The sequence below is a fragment of the Mesorhizobium sp. B2-3-5 genome (assembly GCF_006442395.1).
GTDB lineage: Bacteria > Pseudomonadota > Alphaproteobacteria > Rhizobiales > Rhizobiaceae > Mesorhizobium.
The window spans coordinates 195,167-219,029 of record NZ_VFVX01000009.1 but is presented as its reverse complement, the minus strand read 5'-3'; the positions used below and the strand labels follow the sequence as shown (position 1 = coordinate 219,029).

General features: G+C 63.1%; 25 protein-coding genes. 15 read left to right on the top strand and 10 right to left on the bottom strand.

Annotation, left to right across the window (positions count from 1 at the left end):
* The first annotated feature begins 92 nt into the window (after positions 1 to 92).
* Together hydA and FJ958_RS13885 are read left to right on the top strand one after the other, a co-directional pair.
* The gene (hydA, locus tag FJ958_RS13890) at positions 93 to 1,544 is read left to right on the top strand and encodes a dihydropyrimidinase (protein WP_140743430.1); all 1,452 of its coding nucleotides are present in this window, start codon (positions 93 to 95) and stop codon (positions 1,542 to 1,544) included.
* Between the two features lies 1 nt (position 1,545).
* Positions 1,546 to 1,923, top strand: coding sequence for a hypothetical protein (locus tag FJ958_RS13885; protein ID WP_181176386.1), 378 nt, complete (start codon positions 1,546 to 1,548; stop codon positions 1,921 to 1,923).
* 242 nt (positions 1,924 to 2,165) lie between these two features.
* Here the strand turns inward: FJ958_RS13885 and FJ958_RS13875 are convergent, their stop codons facing one another.
* Positions 2,166 to 2,570: a cupin domain-containing protein gene (locus FJ958_RS13875; protein ID WP_015317160.1), complete on the bottom strand. Its 405-nt coding sequence runs from the start codon at positions 2,568 to 2,570 to the stop codon at positions 2,166 to 2,168.
* Between the two features lie 145 nt (positions 2,571 to 2,715).
* Here FJ958_RS13875 and FJ958_RS13870 point away from each other — a divergent pair, with 145 nt between their 5' ends.
* Genes FJ958_RS13870 through FJ958_RS13850 form a run of 5 tightly spaced genes read left to right on the top strand, consistent with a single transcriptional unit; the run spans position 2,716 to position 7,058 of the window.
* A complete protein-coding gene (locus FJ958_RS13870; protein ID WP_140743428.1) occupies positions 2,716 to 3,507 on the top strand; it encodes an ABC transporter ATP-binding protein in 792 nt (263 codons plus the stop codon).
* Complete coding sequence (locus tag FJ958_RS13865; RefSeq protein WP_140743426.1) at positions 3,497 to 4,024, top strand: endonuclease domain-containing protein; 528 nt, start codon at positions 3,497 to 3,499, stop codon at positions 4,022 to 4,024. Before FJ958_RS13870 ends, FJ958_RS13865 begins: the two co-directional genes overlap by 11 nt.
* Positions 4,017 to 4,895, top strand: coding sequence for an ABC transporter permease (locus FJ958_RS13860; protein ID WP_140743424.1), 879 nt, complete (start codon positions 4,017 to 4,019; stop codon positions 4,893 to 4,895). The genes FJ958_RS13865 and FJ958_RS13860 overlap by 8 nt, the downstream gene beginning before the upstream one ends.
* The gene (locus FJ958_RS13855) at positions 4,892 to 6,046 is read left to right on the top strand and encodes an ABC transporter permease (RefSeq protein WP_140743422.1); all 1,155 of its coding nucleotides are present in this window, start codon (positions 4,892 to 4,894) and stop codon (positions 6,044 to 6,046) included. The genes FJ958_RS13860 and FJ958_RS13855 overlap by 4 nt, the downstream gene beginning before the upstream one ends.
* A 40-nt stretch (positions 6,047 to 6,086) precedes the next feature.
* Complete coding sequence (locus FJ958_RS13850; RefSeq protein WP_140743420.1) at positions 6,087 to 7,058, top strand: ABC transporter substrate-binding protein; 972 nt, start codon at positions 6,087 to 6,089, stop codon at positions 7,056 to 7,058.
* 49 nt (positions 7,059 to 7,107) lie between these two features.
* Here FJ958_RS13850 and FJ958_RS13845 read toward each other — a convergent pair whose 3' ends face one another.
* Positions 7,108 to 7,566 carry an Lrp/AsnC family transcriptional regulator gene (locus FJ958_RS13845; RefSeq protein WP_140743418.1) on the bottom strand — a complete coding sequence of 153 codons (459 nt, stop codon included), beginning with the start codon at positions 7,564 to 7,566 and terminating at the stop codon, positions 7,108 to 7,110.
* A gap of 121 nt (positions 7,567 to 7,687) precedes the next feature.
* Here FJ958_RS13845 and FJ958_RS13840 point away from each other — a divergent pair, with 121 nt between their 5' ends.
* Positions 7,688 to 8,971, top strand: a complete 1,284-nt coding sequence (locus tag FJ958_RS13840; RefSeq protein ID WP_140743416.1) for a cystathionine gamma-synthase family protein — start codon at positions 7,688 to 7,690, stop codon at positions 8,969 to 8,971.
* 152 nt (positions 8,972 to 9,123) lie between these two features.
* Positions 9,124 to 9,567, top strand: a complete 444-nt coding sequence (locus FJ958_RS13835) for a CHRD domain-containing protein (RefSeq protein WP_140743414.1) — start codon at positions 9,124 to 9,126, stop codon at positions 9,565 to 9,567.
* 89 nt (positions 9,568 to 9,656) lie between these two features.
* On the opposite strand, the gene FJ958_RS13830 is transcribed toward FJ958_RS13835, so the two are convergent.
* From FJ958_RS13830 to FJ958_RS13820, 3 genes are all read right to left on the bottom strand, one after another.
* Positions 9,657 to 11,306 carry a thiamine pyrophosphate-binding protein gene (locus FJ958_RS13830; RefSeq protein WP_140743412.1) on the bottom strand — a complete coding sequence of 550 codons (1,650 nt, stop codon included), beginning with the start codon at positions 11,304 to 11,306 and terminating at the stop codon, positions 9,657 to 9,659.
* Positions 11,303 to 12,478, bottom strand: a complete 1,176-nt coding sequence (locus FJ958_RS13825) for a CaiB/BaiF CoA-transferase family protein (RefSeq protein WP_140743410.1) — start codon at positions 12,476 to 12,478, stop codon at positions 11,303 to 11,305. Before FJ958_RS13825 ends, FJ958_RS13830 begins: the two co-directional genes overlap by 4 nt.
* A 108-nt stretch (positions 12,479 to 12,586) precedes the next feature.
* Positions 12,587 to 13,519: an alpha/beta hydrolase gene (locus tag FJ958_RS13820; protein WP_140743408.1), complete on the bottom strand. Its 933-nt coding sequence runs from the start codon at positions 13,517 to 13,519 to the stop codon at positions 12,587 to 12,589.
* Between the two features lie 189 nt (positions 13,520 to 13,708).
* Between FJ958_RS13820 and FJ958_RS13815 the strand changes: the two genes are divergently transcribed.
* The 4 genes from FJ958_RS13815 (at position 13,709) to FJ958_RS13800 (ending at position 18,774) form a co-directional block, all read left to right on the top strand.
* Complete coding sequence (locus tag FJ958_RS13815) at positions 13,709 to 14,716, top strand: ribonuclease (protein ID WP_140743407.1); 1,008 nt, start codon at positions 13,709 to 13,711, stop codon at positions 14,714 to 14,716.
* Between the two features lie 228 nt (positions 14,717 to 14,944).
* On the top strand, positions 14,945 to 16,594 hold the full coding sequence (gene ettA, locus FJ958_RS13810) for an energy-dependent translational throttle protein EttA (RefSeq protein WP_140743405.1): 1,650 nt from the start codon (positions 14,945 to 14,947) through the stop codon (positions 16,592 to 16,594).
* A 45-nt stretch (positions 16,595 to 16,639) separates the two neighbouring features.
* Entirely contained in the window at positions 16,640 to 17,410 is a 771-nt protein-coding gene (gene tam / locus FJ958_RS13805; RefSeq protein WP_140743403.1) for a trans-aconitate 2-methyltransferase, read from the top strand.
* A 242-nt stretch (positions 17,411 to 17,652) separates the two neighbouring features.
* On the top strand, positions 17,653 to 18,774 hold the full coding sequence (locus FJ958_RS13800; protein WP_140743401.1) for a beta-ketoacyl-ACP synthase III: 1,122 nt from the start codon (positions 17,653 to 17,655) through the stop codon (positions 18,772 to 18,774).
* A gap of 25 nt (positions 18,775 to 18,799) precedes the next feature.
* On the opposite strand, the gene FJ958_RS13795 is transcribed toward FJ958_RS13800, so the two are convergent.
* From FJ958_RS13795 to FJ958_RS13785, 3 genes are all read right to left on the bottom strand, one after another.
* Positions 18,800 to 19,366 (bottom strand): isoprenylcysteine carboxylmethyltransferase family protein, encoded by a 567-nt coding sequence (locus tag FJ958_RS13795; RefSeq protein ID WP_140743399.1) that lies wholly within the window; start codon positions 19,364 to 19,366, stop codon positions 18,800 to 18,802.
* 104 nt (positions 19,367 to 19,470) lie between these two features.
* A complete protein-coding gene (locus FJ958_RS13790) occupies positions 19,471 to 19,869 on the bottom strand; it encodes a glyoxalase/bleomycin resistance/extradiol dioxygenase family protein (protein WP_140743452.1) in 399 nt (132 codons plus the stop codon).
* Positions 19,870 to 19,888: 19 nt separating this feature from the next.
* On the bottom strand, positions 19,889 to 20,311 hold the full coding sequence (locus FJ958_RS13785) for a tautomerase family protein (protein ID WP_140743397.1): 423 nt from the start codon (positions 20,309 to 20,311) through the stop codon (positions 19,889 to 19,891).
* Between the two features lie 124 nt (positions 20,312 to 20,435).
* On the opposite strand from FJ958_RS13785, the gene FJ958_RS13780 reads away from it, so the two are divergent.
* Entirely contained in the window at positions 20,436 to 21,077 is a 642-nt protein-coding gene (locus FJ958_RS13780; RefSeq protein WP_140743395.1) for a TetR/AcrR family transcriptional regulator, read from the top strand.
* A 4-nt stretch (positions 21,078 to 21,081) separates the two neighbouring features.
* Entirely contained in the window at positions 21,082 to 21,699 is a 618-nt protein-coding gene (locus tag FJ958_RS13775; protein ID WP_140743393.1) for an MOSC domain-containing protein, read from the top strand.
* 52 nt (positions 21,700 to 21,751) lie between these two features.
* Here the strand turns inward: FJ958_RS13775 and FJ958_RS13770 are convergent, their stop codons facing one another.
* Together FJ958_RS13770 and FJ958_RS13765 are read right to left on the bottom strand one after the other, a co-directional pair.
* Positions 21,752 to 22,591: an SDR family oxidoreductase gene (locus tag FJ958_RS13770; RefSeq protein WP_140743391.1), complete on the bottom strand. Its 840-nt coding sequence runs from the start codon at positions 22,589 to 22,591 to the stop codon at positions 21,752 to 21,754.
* A 133-nt stretch (positions 22,592 to 22,724) separates the two neighbouring features.
* Positions 22,725 to 23,687: a D-amino acid aminotransferase gene (locus tag FJ958_RS13765; RefSeq protein WP_140743389.1), complete on the bottom strand. Its 963-nt coding sequence runs from the start codon at positions 23,685 to 23,687 to the stop codon at positions 22,725 to 22,727.
* Between the last annotated feature and the right edge of the window lie 176 nt (positions 23,688 to 23,863).

Sequence of the window (23,863 nt, the reverse complement as noted above, 5' to 3'; positions counted from 1 at the left end):
CCCAATGGGGATGACGCTGATCCAGATGGTCTGCTGATCGAGAATAGAAGCAAAGCGCTCTAAAAGAAGCGCAGCAAAACAAGGGAACGAAAATGACCAAAGTCATCAGGAACGGCACCATCGTCACGGCCGACCGCACATGGAAGGCCGATGTGCTGATACAGCATGGCAAGATTGTCGCCATCGGCTCCAATCTGCATGGCGATCACGAATTCGACGCCACCGGCTGCTATGTGATGCCCGGCGGCATCGATCCGCATACCCATCTCGAAATGCCGTTCATGGGCACCTATTCGGCCGATGATTTCGAATCCGGCACGCGCGCGGCACTGGCCGGCGGTACCACCATGGTGGTCGATTTCTGCCTGCCGGCGCCGCAGCAGTCGCTGCTCGAAGCCTTGCAGATGTGGGACAACAAGACCTCCGGGGCCTCCTGCGATTACTCCTTCCACATGGCGATCACCTGGTGGGGCAAGCAGGTGTTCGACGAGATGGCCGACGTCGTCGACAAGGGCATCACCTCGTTCAAGCACTTCATGGCCTACAAGGGCGCGCTGATGGTGGATGACGACGAGATGTATGCCTCGTTCCAGCGCTGCGCCGATCTTGGCGCGCTGCCGCTGGTGCATGCCGAGAATGGCGATGTGGTTGCGGCCCTGTCGCAGAAGCTGCTCGCCGCCGGCAATAACGGCCCGGAAGGTCACGCCTATTCGCGTCCGCCGGAAGTGGAGGGCGAGGCCACAAATCGCGCGATCATGATCGCCGACATGGCGGGCGTGCCGCTCTATGTCGTGCACGTCTCCTGCGAGCAGAGCCACGAGGCGATCCGCCGCGCCCGCCAGAAGGGTATGCGTGTGTTCGGCGAGCCGCTGATCCAGCATCTGACGCTGGATGAGAGCGAGTATTTCGACAAGGATTGGGACCATGCGGCGCGCCGCGTAATGAGCCCGCCCTTCCGCAACAAGCTGCACCAGGATTCGCTGTGGGCCGGCCTGCAGGCGGGCTCGCTGCAGGTGGTGGCGACCGACCATTGCGCCTTCACCACCAAGCAGAAGCGCTTTGGAGTCGGCGATTTCACCAAGATCCCCAACGGCACCGGCGGGCTCGAGGATCGCATGCCGGTGCTATGGACCAAGGGCGTCAACACCGGGCGGCTGACGATGAACGAGTTCGTCGCGGTGACCTCGACCAACATCGCCAAGATCCTCAACATGTATCCGAAGAAGGGCGCCATCGTCGAAGGCGCGGATGCCGACATCATCGTCTGGGATCCGAAGCGCAAGAAGACGATTTCTTCGAAGAAGCAGCAGTCGGTCATCGATTACAACGTGTTCGAGGGCGTCGAGGTGACCGGCCTCCCGCGTTTCGTCTTCTCGCGCGGCGAACTGTCGATCCAGGAGGCCGAGGTCAAGGCGAAGCCTGGACATGGCGAATTCGTCGGCCGCGAGCCGAATGCGGCGGTCAACCGCGCGCTGTCGACATGGAAAGAGATCACCGCGCCGCGCAAGGTCGAGCGGACAGGCATTCCGGCGACCGGGGTTTGAGGTGAGGCACGCGAGGCTTCGTCTCACCGCTGTTTTTGTTCTGCTTGCCGGCTCCGCTTCGGCGGCCTGCATCGACCTGTCCAAGCCGTACGGCAACAAGTCCGGCTGCATCAACAAGAACGGCCAGGAAGTCTATGCCGAGGACATGCTGCTGCTGACCAGCGAGGCATTCGTCACTGTGGCGAGCGCTTGCACCCTTACCGAAAAGAAGGCCCAGGCCGATGGCTCGCTGACGGTCAAGGCTGACTGTGAAGCCGAAGGCGAGGAGGGAAAGTCGCCCGCCACCTTCACCATCAAACACAGCGCCAAGAATGCCGGGAAATTGGTGATCGCTGATGAGGAAGGCACCGTATACGGGGAAGTGACTCGGTGCAGATGATTGCCGACGTCCGCGCCGCCCCTCATCTGCCTGCCGGCATCTTCTCCCCGTATAGAGACGGGGAGAAGGGGGCTGAGTGCGATCTCGGTGCTCTTTCTGGCAACGCAGGCTATTGGCGAAATCCTTCGCGACGGCGTCCTTCTCCCCGTCTCTATACGGCGAGAAGTGCCCGGCAGGGCGATGAGGGGCGGCGCGGACCTGAAGCTATTGAGCGTCGGCCGCCTAACCCGCCAATAACGGCCTCACGCAACCAGGGCATCGAGCTCGGGCAGCAGGACGACGCTTTCCTGTTCGTTGGGGTCGGTGCGGGCAATGACGGCCGAAGAGGGAGCGTTGCTCAGATTGGCCGGCAGATGCGGCACGCCGGCCGGGATGTAGAAGAGGTCGCCGGCCTTGACGACGATGTGGTGCTCGAGCCGGTCGCCATACCAGGTGTGGACCTCTCCGGAGAGCACATAGATCGCGGTTTCATGGTTCTCGTGCAGATGCGCCTTGGCGCGCGCGCCGGGCGGCATGGTGAGCACGTGCATGCAGATACCGGAGGAGCCGACCGATTCCGTGGCAATACCGGCGAAATAGGTCAATCCCTGCTTGCCTTCATAAGTGCTTTCAGGGCGGATAAGATGGCATGTCGGTTTGGGCGACATCGGGAAAACTCCGGGCGTCAATCGAGTGGGACAAATTCAATGGCGAGTGGGACAAATTCAATGGGACTGGGCAAGTGGAAAACAACATCGCGATAAAAGCAATCGGAATCCCGCCGCAGGGACAGGACAAGGCAGGCACCCGCCGATGACTGGGATTTCGCCAGCCGTCGTCGCGGCAAGCAAACTTGGCCTCACTTTCCAGACCAATGACGGGCCGGTGCAGGCGCTGTCCAATGTCGATCTCACCATCGGCAAGGGTGAGTTCGTCTCTTTCATCGGCCCATCGGGTTGCGGCAAGACCACCCTGCTGCGCGTCATTGCCGACCTGGAGAAGCCGACGTCCGGGACGATATCGGTCAACGGCATGACAGCGGAACAGGCGCGCGAGAAGCGCGCCTACGGGTATGTCTTCCAGGCCGCCGCACTGTTTCCGTGGCGCACCATCGAGCGCAATGTCGCGCTGCCGCTGGAGATCATGGGCCTGTCCAGGGCGGAGCAGGTGGAACGGATCAAGCGCACGCTCGATCTCGTCAACCTTTCGGGCTTCGAGAAGAAATATCCCTGGCAGCTTTCCGGCGGCATGCAGCAGCGCGCCTCGATCGCCCGTGCGCTGGCCTTTGACGCCGACCTCTTGTTGATGGACGAACCGTTCGGCGCGCTGGACGAGATCGTGCGCGACCATCTCAACGAGCAGTTGCTGCAATTATGGGGGCGGACGAACAAGACCATCTGCTTCGTCACCCACTCCATTCCGGAAGCGGTGTATCTGTCGACGCGCATCGTCGTCATGTCGCCGCGCCCGGGCCGCGTCAGCGACATCATCGAATCGACACTGCCGAGGAAGCGCCCGCTCGACATCCGCGAGAGCCCGGAGTTTTTGGCGATCGCGGCGCGGGTACGCGATGGCTTGAGGGCAGGGCACAGCTATGATGATTGAGGGGAGCGACGACTGGATTCCTCCTCTCCCCCCCGTGGAGAGGGTGGCCGGAGCGAAGCGGAGGTCGGGTGAGGGGGCGGCGCCGACGCATCCAACCAGGAGGAAGGCCGGGGTCACGGAGCGCGCCCGAGGACTGCGGCTTGACGAAACTAAGGCCGAATACCGGCTTTGGGGCGAGCTACGGGGGCGTCACCTCAACGGCTACAAGTTCGTAAGGCAAGTGCCACTCGGACCGTTCTTCGCCGACTTTCTCTGCCGCGAAAAGAGCTTGATCGTTGAAATCGATGGCAGCCAACATGCCGACTCCCTGACTGATGAAAGCAGAACAGCTTGGCTGAACAGCCATGGTTACTCTGTTCTTCGGTTCTGGAATCACGAAGTTCTCGCCGAACGGCGGGCGGTCTTGGATACGATCTTGGCAGTGCTTGAGGGGCACATACACTCCCCCTCACCCGGCCTTCGCTTCGCTCCGGCCACCCTCTCCCCAGCGGGGAGAGGAGGGGGCGCCAATGGATAGCTTCCGCTCCAAGATCATCCCTGTCACCACCATCCTCGTCGGCGTGGTCGTGCTCTGGTACGTTTTCGCAGTCATCCTAAATGCGCCGTTTCAGCGCGATATCGACAGCCGGGCCAACGTGACGCCGGGCACCGTCGAATTCATCGGCAAGACGCTGTCGCAGCCCAAGCCGACGCTGCCGGCGCCGCATCAGGTGGCGGTGAACTTCTTCGAGAACACTTTCCTGCGGCCGATCAACTCGAACCGCAGCCTCGTCTACAACGCCTGGGTGACGCTGTCGTCGACGCTGCTCGGCTTTGCCTTCGGCACCGCGCTCGGCATCATCATCGCGGTCGGCATTGTGCATGTGGCGACGCTCGACCGCAGTCTGATGCCGTGGATCATCGCCTCGCAGACCATTCCCATCCTGGCGGTGGCGCCGATGATCATCGTCGTGCTGGCGGCCGTCGGCATCACCGGCCTGATCCCGAAGGCGATGATCTCGACCTATCTGTCGTTCTTCCCGGTGACGGTCGGCATGGTGAAGGGCCTGCGCTCGCCCGAGATCATGCATCTCGACCTGATGCACACCTACAATGCCAGCCGCGCCCAGACCTTCTGGAAATTGCGCGTGCCGGCCTCCGTGCCGTTCCTGTTCACCTCGATGAAGGTGGCGGTGGCGGCAAGTCTCGTCGGCGCGATCGTCGGCGAATTGCCGACCGGTGCGGTCGCCGGCATCGGCGCCAAGCTGCTTGCCGGCGCCTATTACAGCCAGTCCATCGATATCTGGTCGGTGCTGGTCGCCGGTTCGATCGTGGCCGCGCTTCTGGTCATGGTGGTCGGCATCGCCGGCCGCACCGTCGACCGCGCCATGGGCGGGAGGCCGGCATGAACTGGCTGAAACCCTCGTGGCAGGCCGTGCTGGCGATCCTGCTGTGCCTGGTCGCGATTGCGCTGGGCGCGATGTCGAAGCCGGAGGCGGCAGCACTCTCGGATACGGCTGCCAGCATCAACTATCCCTATCTCGGAACGAAGGGTTTGATGCTCGGCCTGGCGATCGTGGCGGCGCTGATCTCGATGGTCAGGTTGCCATCGCTGGGCGAGGCCGTGGTGCTGTTCGTCGGCGCCCATCTCGTGGCCTGGCTGCTGATCTCGGGCATTGCCGGTTTCGAAGGCACGGCGCTGGCACCGTATTTCCTGCTGCTCACCGCGGCCTGGCTGCTCGGATGGCGCTGCGTGGCGGCGCTGTCCGGGCTTCGTCCAACGACAGGCTGGTCCCGGAACGCGCTGCGCCTGATCATCCCGGCCATCTTCGGCGCCTGGATACTCATCATCTGGGAGGCGGTGACGCGTGGCGCCGGCATCCCCTTCATCCTGCTGCCGCCGCCGAGCGCCATCGGCGTGCGCATTGTCAACTCGCTGTCGGTGCTCGGCGCCGATGTCCGGCAGACCATCTTCAAGGCGGTGCTTTTCGGCTATATCGTCGGCAGTGGCGCCGGGTTCGTCACCGCGATCCTCGCCGACCGGGTGCCGTTCCTGCGGCGTGGCCTGCTGCCGATCGGCAACATGGTTTCGGCACTGCCGATCATCGGCGTGGCGCCGATCATGGTCATGTGGTTCGGCTTCGACTGGCAGTCCAAGGCAGCCGTGGTCATCATCATGACCTTCTTCCCGATGCTGGTGAACACGGTCGCCGGGCTTGCCGCGTCGGGGCATATGGAGCGCGACCTGATGCGCACCTATGCGTCGGGCTACTGGCCGACGCTGATCAAGCTCAGGCTGCCGGCCGCCGCTCCCTTCATCTTCAACGCGCTGAAGATCAACTCGACGCTGGCGCTGATCGGCGCCATCGTCGCGGAGTTCTTCGGCACGCCCGTCGTCGGCATGGGCTTCCGCATCTCGACCGAGGTCGGGCGGATGAACATCGACATGGTGTGGGCTGAAATCGCAGTTGCAGCACTTGCGGGTTCGGTCTTTTATGGCGTGGTCGCCCTTGTCGAAAGGGCCGTCACGTTTTGGCATCCCTCTGTCCGTGGTGGATAGGGGCGGTGGGTTCAGGGCACTAACTTCAGAGGGTAAAAAAATGAAAAGACTTCTTATTCCGCTTCTGGCCGGCGCGCTGTCGCTGGCCGCTTTCCAGGCAATGGCCGCCGACAAGGTGACGCTGCAGCTGAAATGGGTCACGCAGGCGCAGTTTGCCGGTTACTATGTCGCCAAGGCCAAGGGCTTCTATGACGCTGAAGGCCTCGACGTCGATATCAAGCCGGGCGGCCCCGATATCGCACCCGAACAGGTGATCGCCGGCGGCGGCGCCGATGTCATCGTCGACTGGATGGGCGGGGCGTTGGCTGCCCGCGACAAGGGCGTGATGCTCGTCAATATCGCCCAGCCCTTCAAGAAGGCGGGCATGGAACTGGTCTGCCCCAAGAACGGACCGATCAAGACCGAGGCCGATTTCAAGGGCCACACGCTCGGCGTCTGGTTCTTCGGCAACGAATATCCGTTCTACGCCTGGATGAACAAGATCGGCCTCAAGACCGATGGCGGCCCGGACGGCGTCACCGTGCTGAAGCAGAGCTTCGACGTGCAGCCGCTGATCCAGAAGCAGGCGGACTGCATTTCGGTGATGACCTACAACGAATACGGCCAGGTGCTGGATGCCGGCTACAAGCCCGAGGACCTGATCGTCTTCAACTATTCGGCCATGGGCAACGACTTGTTGGAGGACGGGCTCTACACGCTTGAGGACAAGCTCAAGGATCCGGCCTTCGCCGACAAGATGGTGCGCTTCGTGCGCGCCTCGATGAAGGGCTGGAAATACGCAACCGAGAACACCGACGAGGCGGCCGGCATCGTCGTGGACAATGGCGGTCAAGACGAGAACCACCAGAAGTTCATGATGAAGGAAGTGGCCAAGCTGATCGACAATGCCGACGGCAAGCTGATCCCTGCGGCTTACGAGCGCACCGCCAAGGCCCTGCTCGACCAGAAGATCATCACCAAGGAGCCGACCGGCGCCTACACCACCGCGATCACCGACAAGGCCGTGAAGTAAGCGTAGCCCCGCTACGATCGATCTTCAGAGCGGCGCCTCCGACCAAGGGTCAGAGGCGCCGTTCCTTTATGGTGTTCATCACAAAGCTGGTCTCGATCGAGGCGACGCATTTCAGCCGCGCGATCTTTTCCTTGATGAAGCGCTCATACTGGTCGAGGCCGCCGGTCACGACCTTGAGCACATAGTCGCGCGAGCCGGTGACGAGGTGGCATTCCAGCACTTCGTCCCACCCGCGGATCGCTTCCTCGAACATGACGATCTCGTCCTCGTTCTGGCGGCCGAGCCTTATGGTGGCGATGGCGACCATGGTCCAGCCAAAGGCAGCCGGATCGACCAGCGTCGTGTAGCCCCTGATAATTCCGGCTTCCTCCAGCCGCCGCACGCGCCTGAGACAAGGCGACGGCGACAGGCCGATGCGCTCCGCCAACTCGTTGTTCGTGATACGCGCATCGGCGCGCAGTTCATGCAGGATCTTGCGGTCGAAATCATCAGCTATTTTCTGCTGCACTTTTGGCCTCTCCAGGCAATTCATTGCGATAGTGCAGCCATGGGGGGCCAAGAATAGCAAGGACTGTGTGGTGGGGATCGCATAAATTGCCGCCACACGTCTCGAAAAAGCAGGGAACATCATGACCGCGCCGCGTCCTTCGAAAACCCATATCGGCAACCACAAGCTTCATCCCGAAACGCTGATGCTGAGCTATGGCTTCGATCCGCAGCTGTCGGAGGGCGCAGTCAAGCCGCCGGTGTTCCTGACGTCGACCTTCGTGTTCAAATCGGCGGAGGAGGGGCGTGATTTCTTCGACTACACGTCCGGCCGAAAGGAGCCGCCGAGCGGCACGGCGTCGGGCCTTGTCTATTCGCGCTTCAATCATCCCAACAGCGAGATCGTCGAGGACCGGCTCGCCGTCTATGAGGGGACGGATGCCTGCATCCTGTTTTCGTCGGGAATGTCGGCGATCGCGACGACGCTGCTTGCCTATGCCCGCCCCGGCGACGTGATCCTGCATTCGCAGCCGCTCTATGGCGGCACCGAGACGCTTTTGACGCGCACGCTTGCCGGCTTCGGCATCGGCGCGGTCGGCTTCGCGGATGGCGTCGACGAGGCGGCGGTGCGCGTGGCGGCCGATGCGGCGACCGCGAAGGGCCGTGTGTCGGTTATCCTGATCGAGACGCCGTCGAACCCGACCAATAGCCTTGTCGATATCGCGCTGATGCGGAAGGCCGCCGACGAGATCGGCGCAAGGCAAGGATCGACGCCGATCATAGCCTGCGACAACACGCTGCTCGGTCCAGTCTTCCAGCGGCCTATCGAGCACGGCGCCGATATCTCCGTCTATTCGCTGACCAAATATGTCGGCGGCCATTCCGACCTGATCGCGGGCGCCGTCATGGGCGGCAAGGCGGTCACAAAGCCGATCAAGGCTCTGCGTGGCGCGATCGGCACGCAGCTTGATCCACATTCCTGCTGGATGCTCGGCCGCTCGCTGGAGACGCTGTCGATCCGCATGGAACGGGCGAACGACAATGCCCGTCTGATTGCCGGATTCCTGCAAGAGCATCCCAAGGTGGCGAAGGTGCATTACCTGCCGTTCCTCGGCGAGGACACGCCTGCCGCCCGCGTCTATCGGGCGCAATGCAGCGGCGCCGGTTCGACCTTCTCCTTCGACATCAGGGGCGGACAGAAGGCGGCCTTCGCCTTTCTCAACGGGCTGCAGATCTTCAAGCTGGCGGTAAGCCTCGGTGGCACGGAATCGCTGGCCAGCCATCCAGCCGCCATGACCCATTCGGGCATTCCCTTCGACGTGCGCCAGCGCATCGGCGTTCTGGAGACCACGGTCAGGCTGTCGATCGGCGTCGAGCACCCGGATGACCTGATCGCCGACCTTGCGCAGGCGCTGGCCGCCGTCTGATCCCAGGCGGTGAATGGGCGGTAATCGCCCGTTTTTCCCGTGGCCGGTCACAAAAACGTGTGCAGGGATACATTACGCCGCCCAATCGTTCCCGTTGACGCATTCGCGTGTCGGGAAGCCATGACGGATGCGCAGCTAACTGGAGGTTCTTCATGCGCAGACAATCCTTCATGCCGGTGCTTTCCGCGCTGGCCATTTCGACCGCCTTTCTATTCGCATCGCCGGCCATGGCCGAAATGGTGAAGTACAAGGCAACGCTCGATGGAGGCCAGCAGAGCCCTCCCATCACCACCAAGGGCAAGGGGACTGCCACTTTGACCTTTGACACCACCAAGAAGAAGCTAAGCTGGAACGTCAAATATTCCGGTCTGAGCGGACCGGCGACGGCCGCGCACATTCACGGTCCCGCGGGGATGGGCGAAAATGCCGCGCCGGTAATCCCGTTCAAGGGCAAGCTCAAGAGCCCGATCAAGGGGTCAGCGACGCTCACAGATGCGCAAGCGGCTGACCTTGAGGCCGGCAAATACTACGTTAACGTCCACACCGCCGCCAACAAGGATGGCGAGATCCGCGGTCAGATCGAGAAGGCGATGTAGCGCGGTCGGAAGGGGCGGCGCACCGCCCCTTTGCCAAACGAGTCCTTAAGCTCAGCACGGCCGACGAAAGGCAGCAGGCTGCCTTTGCCTTAGCCCTTGTTGCGGATCTGGGTCATCGTCCGGGTCGGTGTGATCGCCTCCGGATCGAGCCGGATTTCGACGATCGACGGCTTGCCGCTGGCGCGCGCACGCTCGAAGGCGGATGCGAAATCTGACGTCTTCTCCACCGTCTCCCCATGGCCGCCATAGGCTCGGGCCAGCGACGCGAAGTCGGGGTTCTTGAGGTCGGTCGCAACCACGCGGCCAGGATATTCGCGCTCCTGATGCATGCGGATGGTGCCGTAAATGCCATTGTTGACGACCACGACGACGATCGGCAGGTCGTACTGCACGGCGGTGGCGAATTCCTGACCGTTCATCAGGAAGCAGCCATCGCCGGCAAACGCGACCACGGTGCGTTCCGGAAACAGCTCCTTAGCTGCGACCGCGGCAGGCGTGCCATAGCCCATCGAGCCCGACGTCGGCGCCGCCTGCGTGCCGAAGCGGCGGAAGCGGTGGAAGCGATGCACCCAGGTGGCATAATTGCCGGCGCCGTTGGTCAGGATGGCGTCTTCCGGCAGCATCTTTTCCAGATAGTTCATGATCGGGCCCATCTGGACCGGGCCAGGGCCGCTTTCCGGCGGCGTCGACCATTCGAGATAGGCCGCATGGAGTTTTGGCGTCTCGGCCGCCCATACCGGCTCGGAGGCCGGCTTGCGCCTGGCGAAAGCCTCGACGAAAGCCGACGGCGAGGCGTTGATGGCCACGGTCGGCCTGTAGACGCGACCGAGCTCGCCGGCATCGGCGTGGACATGCACCAGCGTCTGGTCAGGGTAGGGGCTCTTCAGCAATGTGTAGTCGGATGAGGGCATCTCGCCCATGCGGCCACCGATCAGCAGCAACAGATCGGCCTGCTTGATGGCGGTAGCGAGTTTCGGATTGATGCCGATGCCGACATCGCCGGCATAGTTCGGATACAGATGGTCGAACAGCATCTGGCGGCGGAAGGAACAGCCGACGGGCAGCGACCACCCCTCGGCGATCGCACGCATCCGTGCCACGGCCTCCGTGTCCCAGCGCGTGCCGCCAAGGATGACGAAGGGCCTGATGGACTTGGCCAACAGCGTTTCCAGCGCATCGAGTTCTGCTTCGCCCGGACGGGTCTCGACCGGCGTGTGCGGCAAGACGGCAGGCGCCTCGACGACGCTGGTCAGCATGTCCTCCGGCAGCGAGATCACCACCGGGCCTGGACGGCCCGATGTCGCCACCGCGAAGGCGCGGGTGACGAATTCGGGAATGCGCGAGGCATCGTCGATCTCCACCACCCATTTGGCGATATCGCCGAAGAACCTCTTGTAATCAACCTCCTGAAAGGCCTCGCGCTCCTTGGCGTGGCTGGCGACCTGACCGATGAACAGGATGAGCGGAATCGAATCCTGCATGGCGATGTGGATGCCGGCCGACGCATTGGTGGCACCGGGGCCGCGGGTGACGAAGCAGATGCCGGGTTTGCCGGTCAGGCGCCCGTGGCAGTCGGCCATCATCGCCGCACCGCCTTCCTGGCGGCAGACGATGGTGCGGATCGTGGAATCATGCAGCGCGTCGAGTACCGCGAGGTAGGATTCGCCGGGTACGCAATAGATGCGGTCGGTGCCGTGGGCTTCGAGCGCGTCGACGATCAGTTGTCCGCCGGTCTTCATTTTCCAGACCTCTCCAGTTCGGCAAGGATTTCTTGGGTGTGTTCGCCAAGGCGCGGCGAGGGGCGCTCATAGACCAGCGGCGTGCCGGACATCACCATCGGCGCGCGCACCGAGGGCAGCAGGTTGCCATGGCCGTCGTCGAGGTCGAGCCGCATGCCGCGCGCGACCGTCTGCGGGTCGGCGAACATCTGGCCGATCGTGTTGATCGGGCTCGCCGGCACGCTTGCCGCTTCGAGTCTTGCCAACAGCGGATCGCGGTCGAGAGACTTCAGCGCCTCGACGATGCGCTCGCGCAGCTTCACGCGGTTGGCGACGCGGGCCGGGTTGGTGGCGAAGTCGGGATTGGCAGGCAAATCGTCCAGTCCGACGGCGGCGCAGAACTTGGTGAATTGGCCGTCATTGCCGACGGCCAGGATGATGTGGCCATCCCGGACCGGAAGCACTTCGTAAGGGGCGATGTTCATATGCGCATTGCCCATCTGCACCGGCGAGTTGCCGGAGACGAGATAGTTGAGGTTCTGGTTGCCGAGCGCCGAGATCTGGGTGTCGAAGAGCGCCATGTCGATATGCTGGCCCTCGCCGGTCTGCTCGGCATGGCGCAGGGCTGCCTGGATGGCGACGACCGAATAAAGACCGGTGAAAAGATCCGATATGGCGACGCCGGCCTTTTGCGGCTCGCGTCCGGCCTCGCCGGTGATCGACATCATGCCGGCCATGGCCTGGATGATAAAGTCGTAGCCGGCGCGGGGCGCATAGGGTCCATCCTGGCCGAAGCCGGTGATGGAGCAGTAGACCAGGCGCGGGTTGATCTTGCGCAGGCTGTCATAATCGAGCCCGTACTTCTTCAAGCCGCCGAGCTTGAAGTTTTCGATCAGTACATCCGACGTCGCGACCAGCCGGCGCACGGTCTCGGCGCCGTCGGGCGTCGAGAAGTCGATGGCGATGGAGCGCTTGCCGCGATTGCAGGAATGGTAATAGGCGGCCGACAGATTCTCGCCATCATGGCTCATGACAAAGGGCGGCCCCCATTTGCGGGTGTCGTCGCCGCCATCGGGGCTTTCCACCTTGATGACATCGGCGCCGAGATCGGCAAGCAATTGCCCGGCCCAGGGCCCGGCGAGGATGCGGGCGAGTTCGACGACGCGGACGCCTTTCAGCGGGGGCTCAGCCATAAATCACCGTGGTTGCCGCAATCACCGTGATCGCAGCGAAAGCAGAGCCTCTATCAAGCCCGGCGACGACTGTCACGGCCCTTGCAATGGGCCAACGAACTGGCTCGGTCACACTTTCAGAACGCTATCCGCCCAGGCCGCGAAATCGTCCATGACGATGTCGCGGTTCACCTCGTTCAGGCTTTCGTGGCGAGTGTCGGCGTAAACCTTTGATACGAGATTCGAAAAACCCATCTTGCGCATGCGGTTGGCGAGATGGGTGATGCCCTTGCCGTAGTCCGGGGCGGGGTCTTTCTCACCGCCGACGATGGCGACGGGAAGACCGCGCCGGACCCCGGCAAAGCCGGCGTCCTTGCCGCCATTGAGCGCCATCGAGACCACGTCGCGCCACATCGAGATAGAGGCATCCCAGCCGCACAGTGGATCGGCGACGTATTTCGCCACCTCCGCCCCGTCGCGCGACAGCCAGTCGAACAGCGTGCGGTGATTGGGCACCGCCTTGCCCCAGGCCTGGAAGGTGAGTCTCGGCAGCAGGCGCGACGGAACGTCCGAGCCCAGCCGCATCCGCTCCCAGGCAAGGATGCCGAGCGCCAGCTGTCCAAGCAGGCCTTGCGAAAAATTGCCGTTCCAGATCGCGGCGGCATGGATGCGGGATGAGTGGCCCAAAAGGAAATTCAGCGCCACGGACGCGCCCATCGAGTGGCCGAAGAGGATGACGGGCAGGCCTGGCCATTCCCCGGCGATCAGATCGTGGACTGCATCGACATCGGCGATCACCTTGGCCGGTCCATCCCTGTCGGCGAATCTGCCGAGCGGCGCGTCTGGCGCCTTGGTCCGGCCATGGCCGCGATGGTCATGGGCATAGACGTGGAAGCCGCGTGAGCCAAGGAAATCGGCAAAGCGGGCATAGCGCGCGGCATGCTCGGCGAGACCATGATTGATCTGGACGACCGCGCGCGGCCGGCCATCGGCCTGCCTGATGAAGAGATTGAGCTCGGCGCCGGTCGGCGAGCGGACCAGGCGTTGCTGGTTGAATGGCATGCAGGCTGGTCTCCACCCCTGGTTCGCCTCATGGCGTCCGACCTGTGTGCCCCTGCCGCCGGTTTTGCGTCAATCCACACCAACCGCTTTTTGCCCAACGATGTTTCTTGCGTTTGGCCAGCAAAATATCGCAATTCTGACATGGAGACAGCGGCAGTCTGTCACCCATTTGCTTCAGCGGGGATTCCTATGCGCATTGGTGTTGTTTTCGGATTGGCCTTGTTGGCGGCATCGCTGGCCAGTGCAGCGTTTGCCGACGTCAAGATGAGCGGCACTTTCGTCGCCGACGCCGCCTGTCCGGCAACGCAGGCCATCAAGAACGGCAAGAACCCCGGCAATGTCTCGACCGATGCCGGACAGGGCTATCAATTGCTTGCCGGCAACAAGGATGCGCCGACGCACTATTTGATCCAGGTGCCCGGCGCCGATCCGGAGCGTCGCTGGGTGAAGGTCTCCTGCGGCCATCTCTCGGGCAGCAGCGCCGCGACGGTTCCGGCGGCTCCTGGTAGGCAAGACAAGCAAGCGGCGTCGGGAAAACCCGAATATGTCTTCGCGCTGAGCTGGCAGCCGGCCTTTTGCGAGACCAAGTCGAACAAGGCCGAATGCAAGGCGCAGAATCCGAGCGAATTCGACGCCACCAATTTCACCTTGCACGGGCTGTGGCCACAGCCGAACGGCAATTTCTATTGCCAGGTTTCGGCCGGCGACAAGGCCAACGACAATCCTGCCCACTGGCAGGACCTGCCGCCGGTCAACCTTGACGCCGGCACCCGCGCGGAGCTCGACAAGGTGATGCCGGGCACCGCCTCGAAGCTCGAGCGGCATGAATGGATCAAACACGGCACCTGCTACGGCAAGAGCCAGCAGGAGTATTTTTCCGACGCACTCAGCCTGATGCGCGAAGTGAACAGCTCACCTGTGCGCGATCTCTTTACCAAGAACATCGGCGGCAAGCTGACGGCCGACCAGATCCGCAGCGCCTTCGACCAGGCCTTCGGCTCGGGCGCAGGGGATCGGGTGCGCGTTTCCTGCGTCATCGATCCGTCGAGCGGCCGGCGGCTGATAGGCGAACTGACGCTCGGCCTCGCCGGCCCGATCGGTCCTTCCAGCTCGCTGAAGGACCTGCTGCTGGCATCGGTGCCCACCAACAAGGCAGGCTGCCCGGTGGGTACGGTCGATCCGATCGGCTTCCAGTAAGCGCAAGACCGCCGCGTTTGGTAAGCCGGCGTGCCAGTCGCGGACAGACGCGGAAGGTTAACCGGAGCTTTCAGCAGGGGCGTGACCGGCAGAAACGTCGCCTCTCGGCGGACACTTCCCCGTGTGCCCGGCCCGCAAAAGCGATTGCCGTTCGCCGCCGCATCGCCTACATAGCGGCCAACCTCCATTCAAATCGACAATTCAGTCAGTTTTTCAGGGAAAGCGCGCGTGGCACGCCAGTTCATCTATCACATGTCCGGCCTGTCGAAGGCCTACGGCACCAAGAAGGTGCTCGATAACGTTCATCTGTCCTTCTATCCGGACGCCAAGATCGGCATTCTCGGGCCGAACGGCTCGGGTAAGTCGACCATCCTGCGCATCATGGCCGGGCTCGACAAGGAATATCAGGGCGAGGCGTGGCTGGCCGAGGGCGCGACCGTGGGCTACCTGGCGCAGGAGCCGCAGCTCGACAACTCAAAGACCGTGATGGAAAACGTCATGGACGGCGTCGCCAGGAAGACCGCCATCATCGAGCGCTACAACGAGCTGATGATGAACTATTCCGACGAGACGGCGGACGAGTCGGCAAAGCTCCAGGACGAGATGGACCGGCTGAACCTGTGGGATCTCGAGCAGCAGGTCGAGATGGCGATGGACGCGCTGCAGTGCCCGCCGGGCGATTCCGAGGTGACCAACCTGTCGGGCGGCGAGCGTCGCCGCGTGGCGCTCTGCCGCCTGCTGCTACAGCAGCCCGATCTGCTGCTGCTTGACGAGCCGACCAACCATCTCGACGCCGAGACCACGGCGTGGCTGGAAAAGCACCTGCGCGACTATCCCGGCTCTGTGCTGATCATCACCCACGACCGCTACTTCCTCGACAATGTCACCGGCTGGATTCTCGAACTCGACCGTGGTCGTGGCATCCCCTACGAGGGCAACTACACCAGATATCTCGACGCCAAGGCCAAGCGCCTGATCCAGGAAGGCCGCGAGGACGACGCCCGACAGAAGTCGATCTGGCGCGAACGCGAATGGATCCAGTCCTCGCCAAAGGCGCGCCAGACCAAGTCGAAGGCGCGTATCAAGGCCTATGAGGAACTGGTCGAGCAGTCGCAGAACCGCAAGCCCACCGACACGCAGATCGTCATCCCGTCGAGCGAGCGGCTGGGCAATGTCGTTATCGAGGTCGAGAACCTCAGCAAGGGCTTCGGCGACGAGCTTCTGATCGAGAACCTGTCGTTCAGGCTGCCGCCGGGCGGCATCGTCGGCGTCATCGGCCCGAACGGCGCCGGCAAGACGACGCTGTTCAAGACGTTCACCGGCCAGGAGAAGCCGGATGCGGGCTCGGTCCGCATCGGCGAGACGGTCAAGCTCGGCTATGTCGACCAGAGCCGCGACGCGCTCGATCCGAACAAGACGGTGTGGGAAGAAATCTCCGGCGGCGCCGAAGTCATCAAGCTCGGCAAGCACGAGGTCAACAGCCGCGCCTACTGCTCGTCCTTCAACTTCCGCGGCGGCGACCAGCAGCAGAAGGTCGGCAACCTCTCGGGCGGCCAGCGCAATCGCGTGCATCTGGCCAAGATGCTGAAGACCGGCGGCAATGTGCTGCTGCTCGACGAACCGACCAACGATCTCGACACCGAGACGCTGAGCGCGTTGGAAGACGCGCTGGAAGCCTATGCCGGCTGCGCGGTCATCATCAGCCACGACCGCATGTTCCTCGACCGCATGGCCACCCATATGCTCGCCTTCGAGGGTGATGCGCATGTCGAATGGTTCGAAGGCAACTTCGAGGAATACGAGAAGGACAAGCTGCGCCGCCTCGGCGCCGAAGCGGCCGCCCCGCACCGCATGACGCACAAGCGGCTGACGCGATAAGGGGGCACTAGGCGGCGAATTCTCAAGGCGATATGAGGAGCTCAAATGGCCGACTGGTCCGCCGCCCAATATCTGAAATTCGAGGACGAACGTACGCGGCCGGCGCGTGACCTCGCGGCCCAGGTGCCGGTCGACTTCCCACGCCGGGTCGTCGACATCGGCTGCGGGCCGGGCAATTCGACCGAGCTTCTGGTCGAGCGCTGGCCGGATGCGGAGGTCATCGGCTTCGACACCTCTCCAGACATGATCGAGAAGGCGAGGGCGCGCTTGCCGGGCGTCAGTTTCGATCTGGCGGACGCCTCCACGTGGCAACCGGCCGAGCCGGTCAACGTCATTTTCGCCAATGCGGTGTTCCAGTGGTTGCCGGGACATCCGGCGGTATCCCAGCGGCTGATGGGTCTTCTGGCGCCGGGTGGCGCGCTTGCCGTCCAGATGCCCGACAATATGGGCGAGGACTCCCACCGCCTGATGCGCGAGACCGCCGCCGAAATGCCGTTTGCCGCCAAGATGAAGGGGGCGGCGCGCGCGCCGCTGCCTCCAGTGTCGTTCTATTACGACCTGTTGTCACCGCTCAGCGACAGGGTCGACATCTGGCATACCATCTACAATCATCCGCTGGCCGATGCCGAGGCGATCGTCGAGTGGGTGAAGGCAACCGGGCTGAAGCCGTTCCTCGATCCGCTTGAAGAGCACGAGCGCAAGCTGTTCCTCGACAGCTATACGGCAAGGATCGCCAAGGCCTATCCCAAGACCGCGAACGGCAAGGTGCTGCTGCGTTTCCCCCGCATCTTCATTGTCGCCAAGCGGGCCGGATAGGGCATGTCCGAATTCAGGTGGCGCCGGCCTGCAAACGCGGCCTCCTGCGCTTCCGCTGCTCAGGTACGAGAACCACGCGCCGCTCCTGTTCTCAACCTGTACGCCTGGTGGAAGTCAGGTTTACGTGCGCGTAAATCTTTGGTTTAAGCCGGCGTAAACCGGCGAAGTGAGAAAAGTGTTGCGCCGAAGCGTTTCGGCGCTCACATGAAGCCGCAAGGCCTGCGGATGGGACGGACTGAAATATGCATCGCGTCATCATCAGCGGCATCGGCGCTGAAATTCCTCAACCTGTCATCACCAACGAAGAGCTGGTCGAAAGCTTCAACAGCTGGGTCGACACCGAGAATGAGCGGCGCCAGGCCACAGGCGGGACGCTGCTGCAGAAGTCGGACGCAGACTTCATCGTCCATGCTTCCGGCGTGCGCAGCCGTCATGTGATCGAACGCGAAGGCATTCTCGACCCGACCCGCATGGCACCGCGCATTCCGGCGCGGCCGGATGACGTCCTGTCGCTGCAGGCCGAGTTCGGCATCGCTTCGGCCAGGAAGGCGATCGCCCATGCCGGCATCGACCCGTCAGAGATAGATCTGGTGATCTGCTCGTCCTCGCATCAGCAAAGGCCATATCCGGCCATCGCCATTGAAATGCAGGAGGCATTGGGCACCAAAGGGGCCGGCTTCGACATGGGGCTCGGCTGTTCGTCGGCGGCGGCGGCATTGCACATGGCGGTCAATCTGGTGCGCTCGGGCGCGCACAAGCGTATTCTGGTCACCACGCCCGAAATCATCACCGGCCATCTCAATTTCCGCGACCGGCAGACGCATTTCATCTTCGGCGACGCTTCGGTGTCGATGGTGGTGGAAGGGCTCGCTTTGGGCGAAAAGCGGCCGGAACGCTTCGAGGTGCTCGACACGCGTATCTGGACGCAGATGTCGAACAACATCCGCACCAATCTGGGCTACCACACCCGCACGGCCCAGGACGATCCCTATATGATCGACCTGGAGAGCAATCTGATCAAGCAGGTCGGCAACAAGGTGTTCAAGGAAGTCACCGTCGCCGGGCACAAATTCATCGTCGAATTCCTGGCCGAACATGGGCTGACGCCGCAGGCCGTCCGCCGCTTCTGGCTGCACCAGGCCAATGCGCGCATGAACGCGATGATCCTGAAGCTGGCGTTCGGCCACGAGGTCGGCCACGACCGCGCGCCGATGGTGCTGGAGCGACTCGGCAACACGGCGGGCGCCGGCGCCATCGTCGCGCTGTCGGAAAACCATGCCGACATGAAGCCCGGCGATTTCGGCCTGATCTGCGCTTTTGGCGCGGGGTATTCGATAGGCGGCGCGTTGCTGAGGATGCTCTGACCTGCGGGGGTACTCCGGCGGCGCGTCAGGCGGGAGCGAACGGCACCAGCATCGGCACACGCCTGGCATAGTCGTCATAGGCGGTTCCGAGTTCGCCGCGCAGGAAACGCTCCTCGAGCTTTGCCTTCATGACGATGCCGATGATGAGCAGGAGCGCGCCGGCAATGCCCCAGACAGTTCCTTTTGCCGCCATGGTGGCAAGAATCGCCAGAAGCAATCCTGTGTAGATCGGATGGCGAACGAGGCCGTAGGGGCCGCTGTCGACGACACGGTGCCCTGCCTTGGCGGTGACATTGCCCGACCAGAGACGGCCAAGATGCAGCCTTGCCCACCACGAGAAGCCGAAGCCGACAGCGATCAGCACAACGCAGGTCCAGGCCACGGCAAGATCGGGAACCCACAGCCGCAGGCGCCCGTAGTAATTGTGTGCCGGGAGGAGGAACAGGACCGCGCCAAACACCATCACCATCCGGTAGCGCATCTCCGACCCAAGGTCGGCACGTTTGGCGACCGGATCCGCCCAGAAGGCGGCAGCCGCCCACGACACCACCCAGGTCAGCCAAAGCAGCACGATTGCCGTTCCGGGACGCATGATGATCTCCGCGGACCTGTCCTGACGTCACCATGGGACCGGCACGGCATGGCGGCAATGCGGAGCCGGTTCTGATCGAGGTAAGAAGATCGTGATCCGCGCCCTCATTCACCGGAACAACTGAACATCCACTGCACGCCATAGGCGTCAACCAGCATGCCGAAGGAGGTTCCCCAATATTGCCGTGCCAGGGGCACGGTGATCCGGCCGCCGACGGCCACGCGGGAGAAAAGTTCGCGCATGGCCGACAGGTCGTCGAACTCCAGCATCATGGCGGAGCCTTTCATCGGTTCGGCATCGTCATTGTCGGAGGCATGGAACAGCACGCCCGGGCCCTCAAAGCGGGCATGCAGGACTTTTCCGCGCATGGCTTCGGTTCGCACCGGCATGTTGTTGTCGCCCCAGCGCAGCAGGATCGTTCCCCGGCCAAGGCCGCATTGTTCGTAGAAGGCCAGTGCCGGCTCGCAATTTGTGGTGAAGAACAGCGAAGGAGAGAGCCGCACCGTCATCGCTCCTGCCGGATCAGTGCGCGGCGGCCGTGGCGGCGGCGACAAGCGCGTCGCCTGTATATTGCCTGTCGCCGATGCCCCAGCCGCCATCGGGCGCGTTGACGATGTTGATCCAGGTGTTTTCGGGTCTGTGCCCTGGCACGCAGAGTTCGGCGACAATTTTCGCGGCAGCGTTGATGAAGGCCTTGCGAGTTTCGACCGAGCCAAGACCGATATTGGGCAATTTCAACTCCACCATGACGACAGGCCGATTGGCGCCGCCGGCATAGATGTGGCGGGGCGGCAGGATGTGGACCGTGCCACCGACAATCGCGGTGAAGAAGGAATTGCCGGTGGCACCGGAGGCTTCGATGAGAGCGGCGCTGAGACGCGGTAGGATTTCGCGCTCTCCGGCCGGGGTCAGTACGCCTTCCGGCGCGGTCACGGTGATTGGCATCTGGACTCTCCTTGTGCTCGGGCTGCATGGCCTTGCCAAGGGATCGTCCTTCGGCTTGCCATGTTTCGTATCAATTGTTATGTTATGTGCGGAAGGTTAGTCAATAGGTTTCGTATCGATCGATATGGAAGATTTGGAAAAGCCGCGCGGTGGCCGGCCGCGTGCATTCGACCCCGACCGGGCGCTGGATGCGGCGATGCATCTGTTCTGGGAGCATGGCTATGAGGCGACGTCGCTCGCCATGCTGCGCGAAGCGATGGGGCTGACGCCGCCACAGATCTACAATGCCTTCACCGACAAGGAGACGTTGTTTCGCAAGGCGCTGACACGCTACCACGAGACCGAGATCGGCTTTGCGCTGGAGGCGCTGAGCGCGCCGGTCCCGACGCGGGAGGCGATCCGGCGGTTGCTGCTGGGTGCAGCGGAAGCTTATTCCAGACCCGGCAAGCCGGGCGGATGCCTTTTCGTCAGCGGCGCGCTGGCAGCCTCGCCGCAGGCGCAAGCTATCGCGGATGAACTCAAGGCCTATCGCAAGGCGAGTGAAGCGGCGATCGCGCAGCGGCTGGCCAAGGGGAGAGCGATGGGCGATCTGCCGGAAGGCCCCTCCGTCGAAGGCTTCGCCAAATATATCGCCGGCGTCATGAACGGCATGTCTATCCAGGCGCGTGACGGCGCATCGGCCGAAGAGTTGCGCATTATGGCCCAAACCGCTCTTGCGGCCTTGCCGGCCGAAGGGCAAAACCGAGCCGCATCATCCAAGGAATGAAGCTATGCTGGATCTCTTCCCCGAGGCCGAGAAGCCGGTCGAAATCATCCCGGCGAAAAAGCTTTCTGCCCGTGCGGCGGCGCTCTATGTCGCGCCGGCGGATCATTTCCAGACGCGTCCGGCGGAGGAATTGCGGTTGGGCTTCGACGGCATTTCAGGCGATTTGCACGCCGGACCAACGCGGCGCTCGGGCGGGCGCGAACCCTGGTATCCACGCGGCACGGAAATGCGCAACGAACGGCAATTGTCGATCGTGGCAGCGGATGAACTGGCCATCGTCGCCGAACGGATGGGATTGGCCGAGATCAAGCCGGAGTGGATCGGCGCCAATCTGGTGATCGAGGGCGTGCCGCATCTGTCGATGCTGCCGGCCGGTACGCTGCTTTTCTTCAAGGACGGAGTGACCCTCAAGGTCGATGCCCAGAACGGGCCTTGCCGCATCGCCGGGCGATCGATCGCCGAAAACGGTGGGATGGCGGATGTGGAAGCCGGCGCGCTGTTGTTTCCGAAAGTGGCCAAGCGGCTGCGTGGCGTCGTCGCCTGGGTCGAGAAACCGGGAACGATCAGGGCCGGCGAAGAGATTTCGGTGCGGGTGCCCGAGCAGTGGATTTATCGCGCATAGCCGAGGGTAGGGCTACGCCGCCCATCGGGCGGCGTAGCAAGACCCTGGGCCCTTAGCTCTTGCGGTTCTTGCTGGCGCCTTGCGCCATGACGGAAACGTGGTCCCACTTTTCCCAGAGCGCGATGCGGTTGGCGTATTCCTGGCGGATCATCGGCAGGCCGCCGTCGCCGAAGAACACACGCAGCGGCGGTTCGGCGGCATCGACAATCGCCAGCATCGCCGGTCCGGTGGCCTCGGGATCGCCTGCCACGGCGCGGCTGCGGCGTTCCGCCATGGCGGCGCGAGCAGGCGCATAGGCCTCGATCGCTTTGGAGACCTTGGCCGACGGGCCGGCCCAGTCGGTGGAGAAGCCGCCCGGCTCGACCAGCGTAACATGGATGCCAAATTCCGCGACCTCGAGGCTCAGCGACTGGCTGAACGCTTCCAACGCCCATTTCGAGGCATGGTAGAGGCCGAGCGAGGCAAAGGCATTGACGCCGCCGATGGACGAGATCTGAATAATGTGACCGGAGCGCTGCGCCCGCATGATCGGCAGCGCGGCCTGGGTGACCCAGAGCGCGCCGAACACATTGGTTTCGATCTGGTCGCGGGCTTCCTGTTCGCTCACTTCCTCGATGGCGCCAAAATGACCGTAGCCGGCATTGTTGATGACGACGTCGAGCCGGCCAAAGCGCTGGTGCGCCTCGGCAATTGCCGCATCGACGGCTTTCTTGTCGGTGACGTCGAGCTTTATCGCTGCAATGTTGTCGCCATATTTCGCGACGAGATCGGCGAGCGTTCCGACGTCGCGGGCGGTTGCGGCGACGCGGTCGCCACGCGCCAACGCGGCTTCCGCCCAGACACGGCCAAAGCCCTTCGACGATCCGGTGATGAACCAAACCTTGTTTGTCATGATGTGCAATCCTTGCCCGTGTGGGCGTGATTTTTGGTGAAAACGGAGGCTTCTCCGCTTTCGCGCATATACGGCCTGTCCCGTGATTTTCCAGAGGCGAGGCGAAATCTTTTTGACCAGCCTGCCCGGTTGATCAGGGATAGCGCACCGGGCTCGACCATGCCGGATCGTCGTGTTTTTGCCAATAGAGGGTCATCAGCCGGCTGGTGATCGGCCCGACCTTGCCGCCGGCGATCGCCGCGCCGTCAATCTCCGTCACCGGCATGATGCCGCCAGCGGTCGAGGTGATGAAGACCTCGTCGGCCGCCTTGAGCGCCGCGACGCCGACATCGGCGGCCTCTGCGGCGAGACCTTCCTCGGAGCAGAGGTCAAAGACTGTGCGCCTGGTGATGCCGGGCAGCACGCCGATGGCCGGCGTCGATAGTTTGCCATCCTTGACGCAGAACACGTTGAAGCCCGGACCTTCGGCGACATTGCCGTTGAAGTCGAGAATGAGAGCGGTCTCGGCGCCACGGTCGTAAGCGTCGTAGAGGCCGCGCACCAGGTCGAGCCAGTGGTAGTTCTTGATCGCCGGATCGATCGAGGCCGGCGGGATGCGCACCTTGTCGCTGATGGCCACGCGCAGGCCACGCTGCAATTGCTCGGCATTGGCGACCGAGCCGAACGGTACGGCGAAGGCCATGAAGCGGTTGACCGCCTGGCGCGGGTCGCGGCTGAAGGTCGGCGAGGCGCCACGCGTGCACAGCATTTCGACATAGGCAGCGCGGAGACCAGACAGCGCGACGCAATCGTGCAGGATTTCGCTCACGCCGTCGCGATCGAACGGGATGGTCATGCGCAGTTTTTCCAGCCCTGCGAAGAAACGGTCGAGATGTTGGTCGAGACGGAAGAAACCGCCGTTCCAGACATGCACGGTATCGTAGGTGGCGTCGGAATGCAGAAACCCCCAGTCCAGGACCGATACCTTGGCTTGCGACATCGGCAGGTACTGGCCGTCGAGGAAGGCGACGCCGTTGGGATAGGCATGCGGGTCGATATGCCGATCGGAGACAGCGGGCAGTTGCCGTGCATCCCACGTCTTCGTTGTCTGGCTCATCGAGGCCTCCTCTCGCACAAGCGGACCATCAGCCTAGCGGTCCCAGTCGGAAGGCATAGGGCCAGCCACCCGGCGCTGTTCGTCCTCTATCAGGATCAGGGTTTACAGGGGAAACCTGTCCTGACCTGGGTCGGCCAGGCGGACGGCCAGCCTGACAATGCAATCGTCGTGCCGAC

Bases quoted from the DNA above. Each gene is read 5' to 3' on its own strand.
- FJ958_RS13765 (WP_140743389.1), bottom strand. From the start codon at position 23,687: ATGAGCCAGACAACGAAGACGTGGGATGCACGGCAACTGCCCGCTGTC.
- FJ958_RS13840 (WP_140743416.1), top strand. From the start codon at position 7,688: ATGACCGCGCCGCGTCCTTCGAAAACCCATATCGGCAACCACAAGCTT.
- FJ958_RS13860 (WP_140743424.1), top strand. From the start codon at position 4,017: ATGGATAGCTTCCGCTCCAAGATCATCCCTGTCACCACCATCCTCGTC.
- FJ958_RS13825 (WP_140743410.1), bottom strand. From the start codon at position 12,478: ATGGCTGAGCCCCCGCTGAAAGGCGTCCGCGTCGTCGAACTCGCCCGC.
- FJ958_RS13795 (WP_140743399.1), bottom strand. From the start codon at position 19,366: ATGCGTCCCGGAACGGCAATCGTGCTGCTTTGGCTGACCTGGGTGGTG.
- hydA (WP_140743430.1), top strand. From the start codon at position 93: ATGACCAAAGTCATCAGGAACGGCACCATCGTCACGGCCGACCGCACA.
- FJ958_RS13775 (WP_140743393.1), top strand. From the start codon at position 21,082: ATGCTGGATCTCTTCCCCGAGGCCGAGAAGCCGGTCGAAATCATCCCG.
- FJ958_RS13770 (WP_140743391.1), bottom strand. From the start codon at position 22,591: ATGACAAACAAGGTTTGGTTCATCACCGGATCGTCGAAGGGCTTTGGC.
- FJ958_RS13780 (WP_140743395.1), top strand. From the start codon at position 20,436: ATGGAAGATTTGGAAAAGCCGCGCGGTGGCCGGCCGCGTGCATTCGAC.
- FJ958_RS13820 (WP_140743408.1), bottom strand. From the start codon at position 13,519: ATGCCATTCAACCAGCAACGCCTGGTCCGCTCGCCGACCGGCGCCGAG.
- FJ958_RS13835 (WP_140743414.1), top strand. From the start codon at position 9,124: ATGCGCAGACAATCCTTCATGCCGGTGCTTTCCGCGCTGGCCATTTCG.
- FJ958_RS13875 (WP_015317160.1), bottom strand. From the start codon at position 2,570: ATGTCGCCCAAACCGACATGCCATCTTATCCGCCCTGAAAGCACTTAT.
- FJ958_RS13865 (WP_140743426.1), top strand. From the start codon at position 3,497: ATGATGATTGAGGGGAGCGACGACTGGATTCCTCCTCTCCCCCCCGTG.
- FJ958_RS13855 (WP_140743422.1), top strand. From the start codon at position 4,892: ATGAACTGGCTGAAACCCTCGTGGCAGGCCGTGCTGGCGATCCTGCTG.
- FJ958_RS13850 (WP_140743420.1), top strand. From the start codon at position 6,087: ATGAAAAGACTTCTTATTCCGCTTCTGGCCGGCGCGCTGTCGCTGGCC.
- FJ958_RS13800 (WP_140743401.1), top strand. From the start codon at position 17,653: ATGCATCGCGTCATCATCAGCGGCATCGGCGCTGAAATTCCTCAACCT.
- FJ958_RS13815 (WP_140743407.1), top strand. From the start codon at position 13,709: ATGCGCATTGGTGTTGTTTTCGGATTGGCCTTGTTGGCGGCATCGCTG.
- FJ958_RS13870 (WP_140743428.1), top strand. From the start codon at position 2,716: ATGACTGGGATTTCGCCAGCCGTCGTCGCGGCAAGCAAACTTGGCCTC.
- FJ958_RS13785 (WP_140743397.1), bottom strand. From the start codon at position 20,311: ATGCCAATCACCGTGACCGCGCCGGAAGGCGTACTGACCCCGGCCGGA.
- tam (WP_140743403.1), top strand. From the start codon at position 16,640: ATGGCCGACTGGTCCGCCGCCCAATATCTGAAATTCGAGGACGAACGT.
- FJ958_RS13830 (WP_140743412.1), bottom strand. From the start codon at position 11,306: ATGAAGACCGGCGGACAACTGATCGTCGACGCGCTCGAAGCCCACGGC.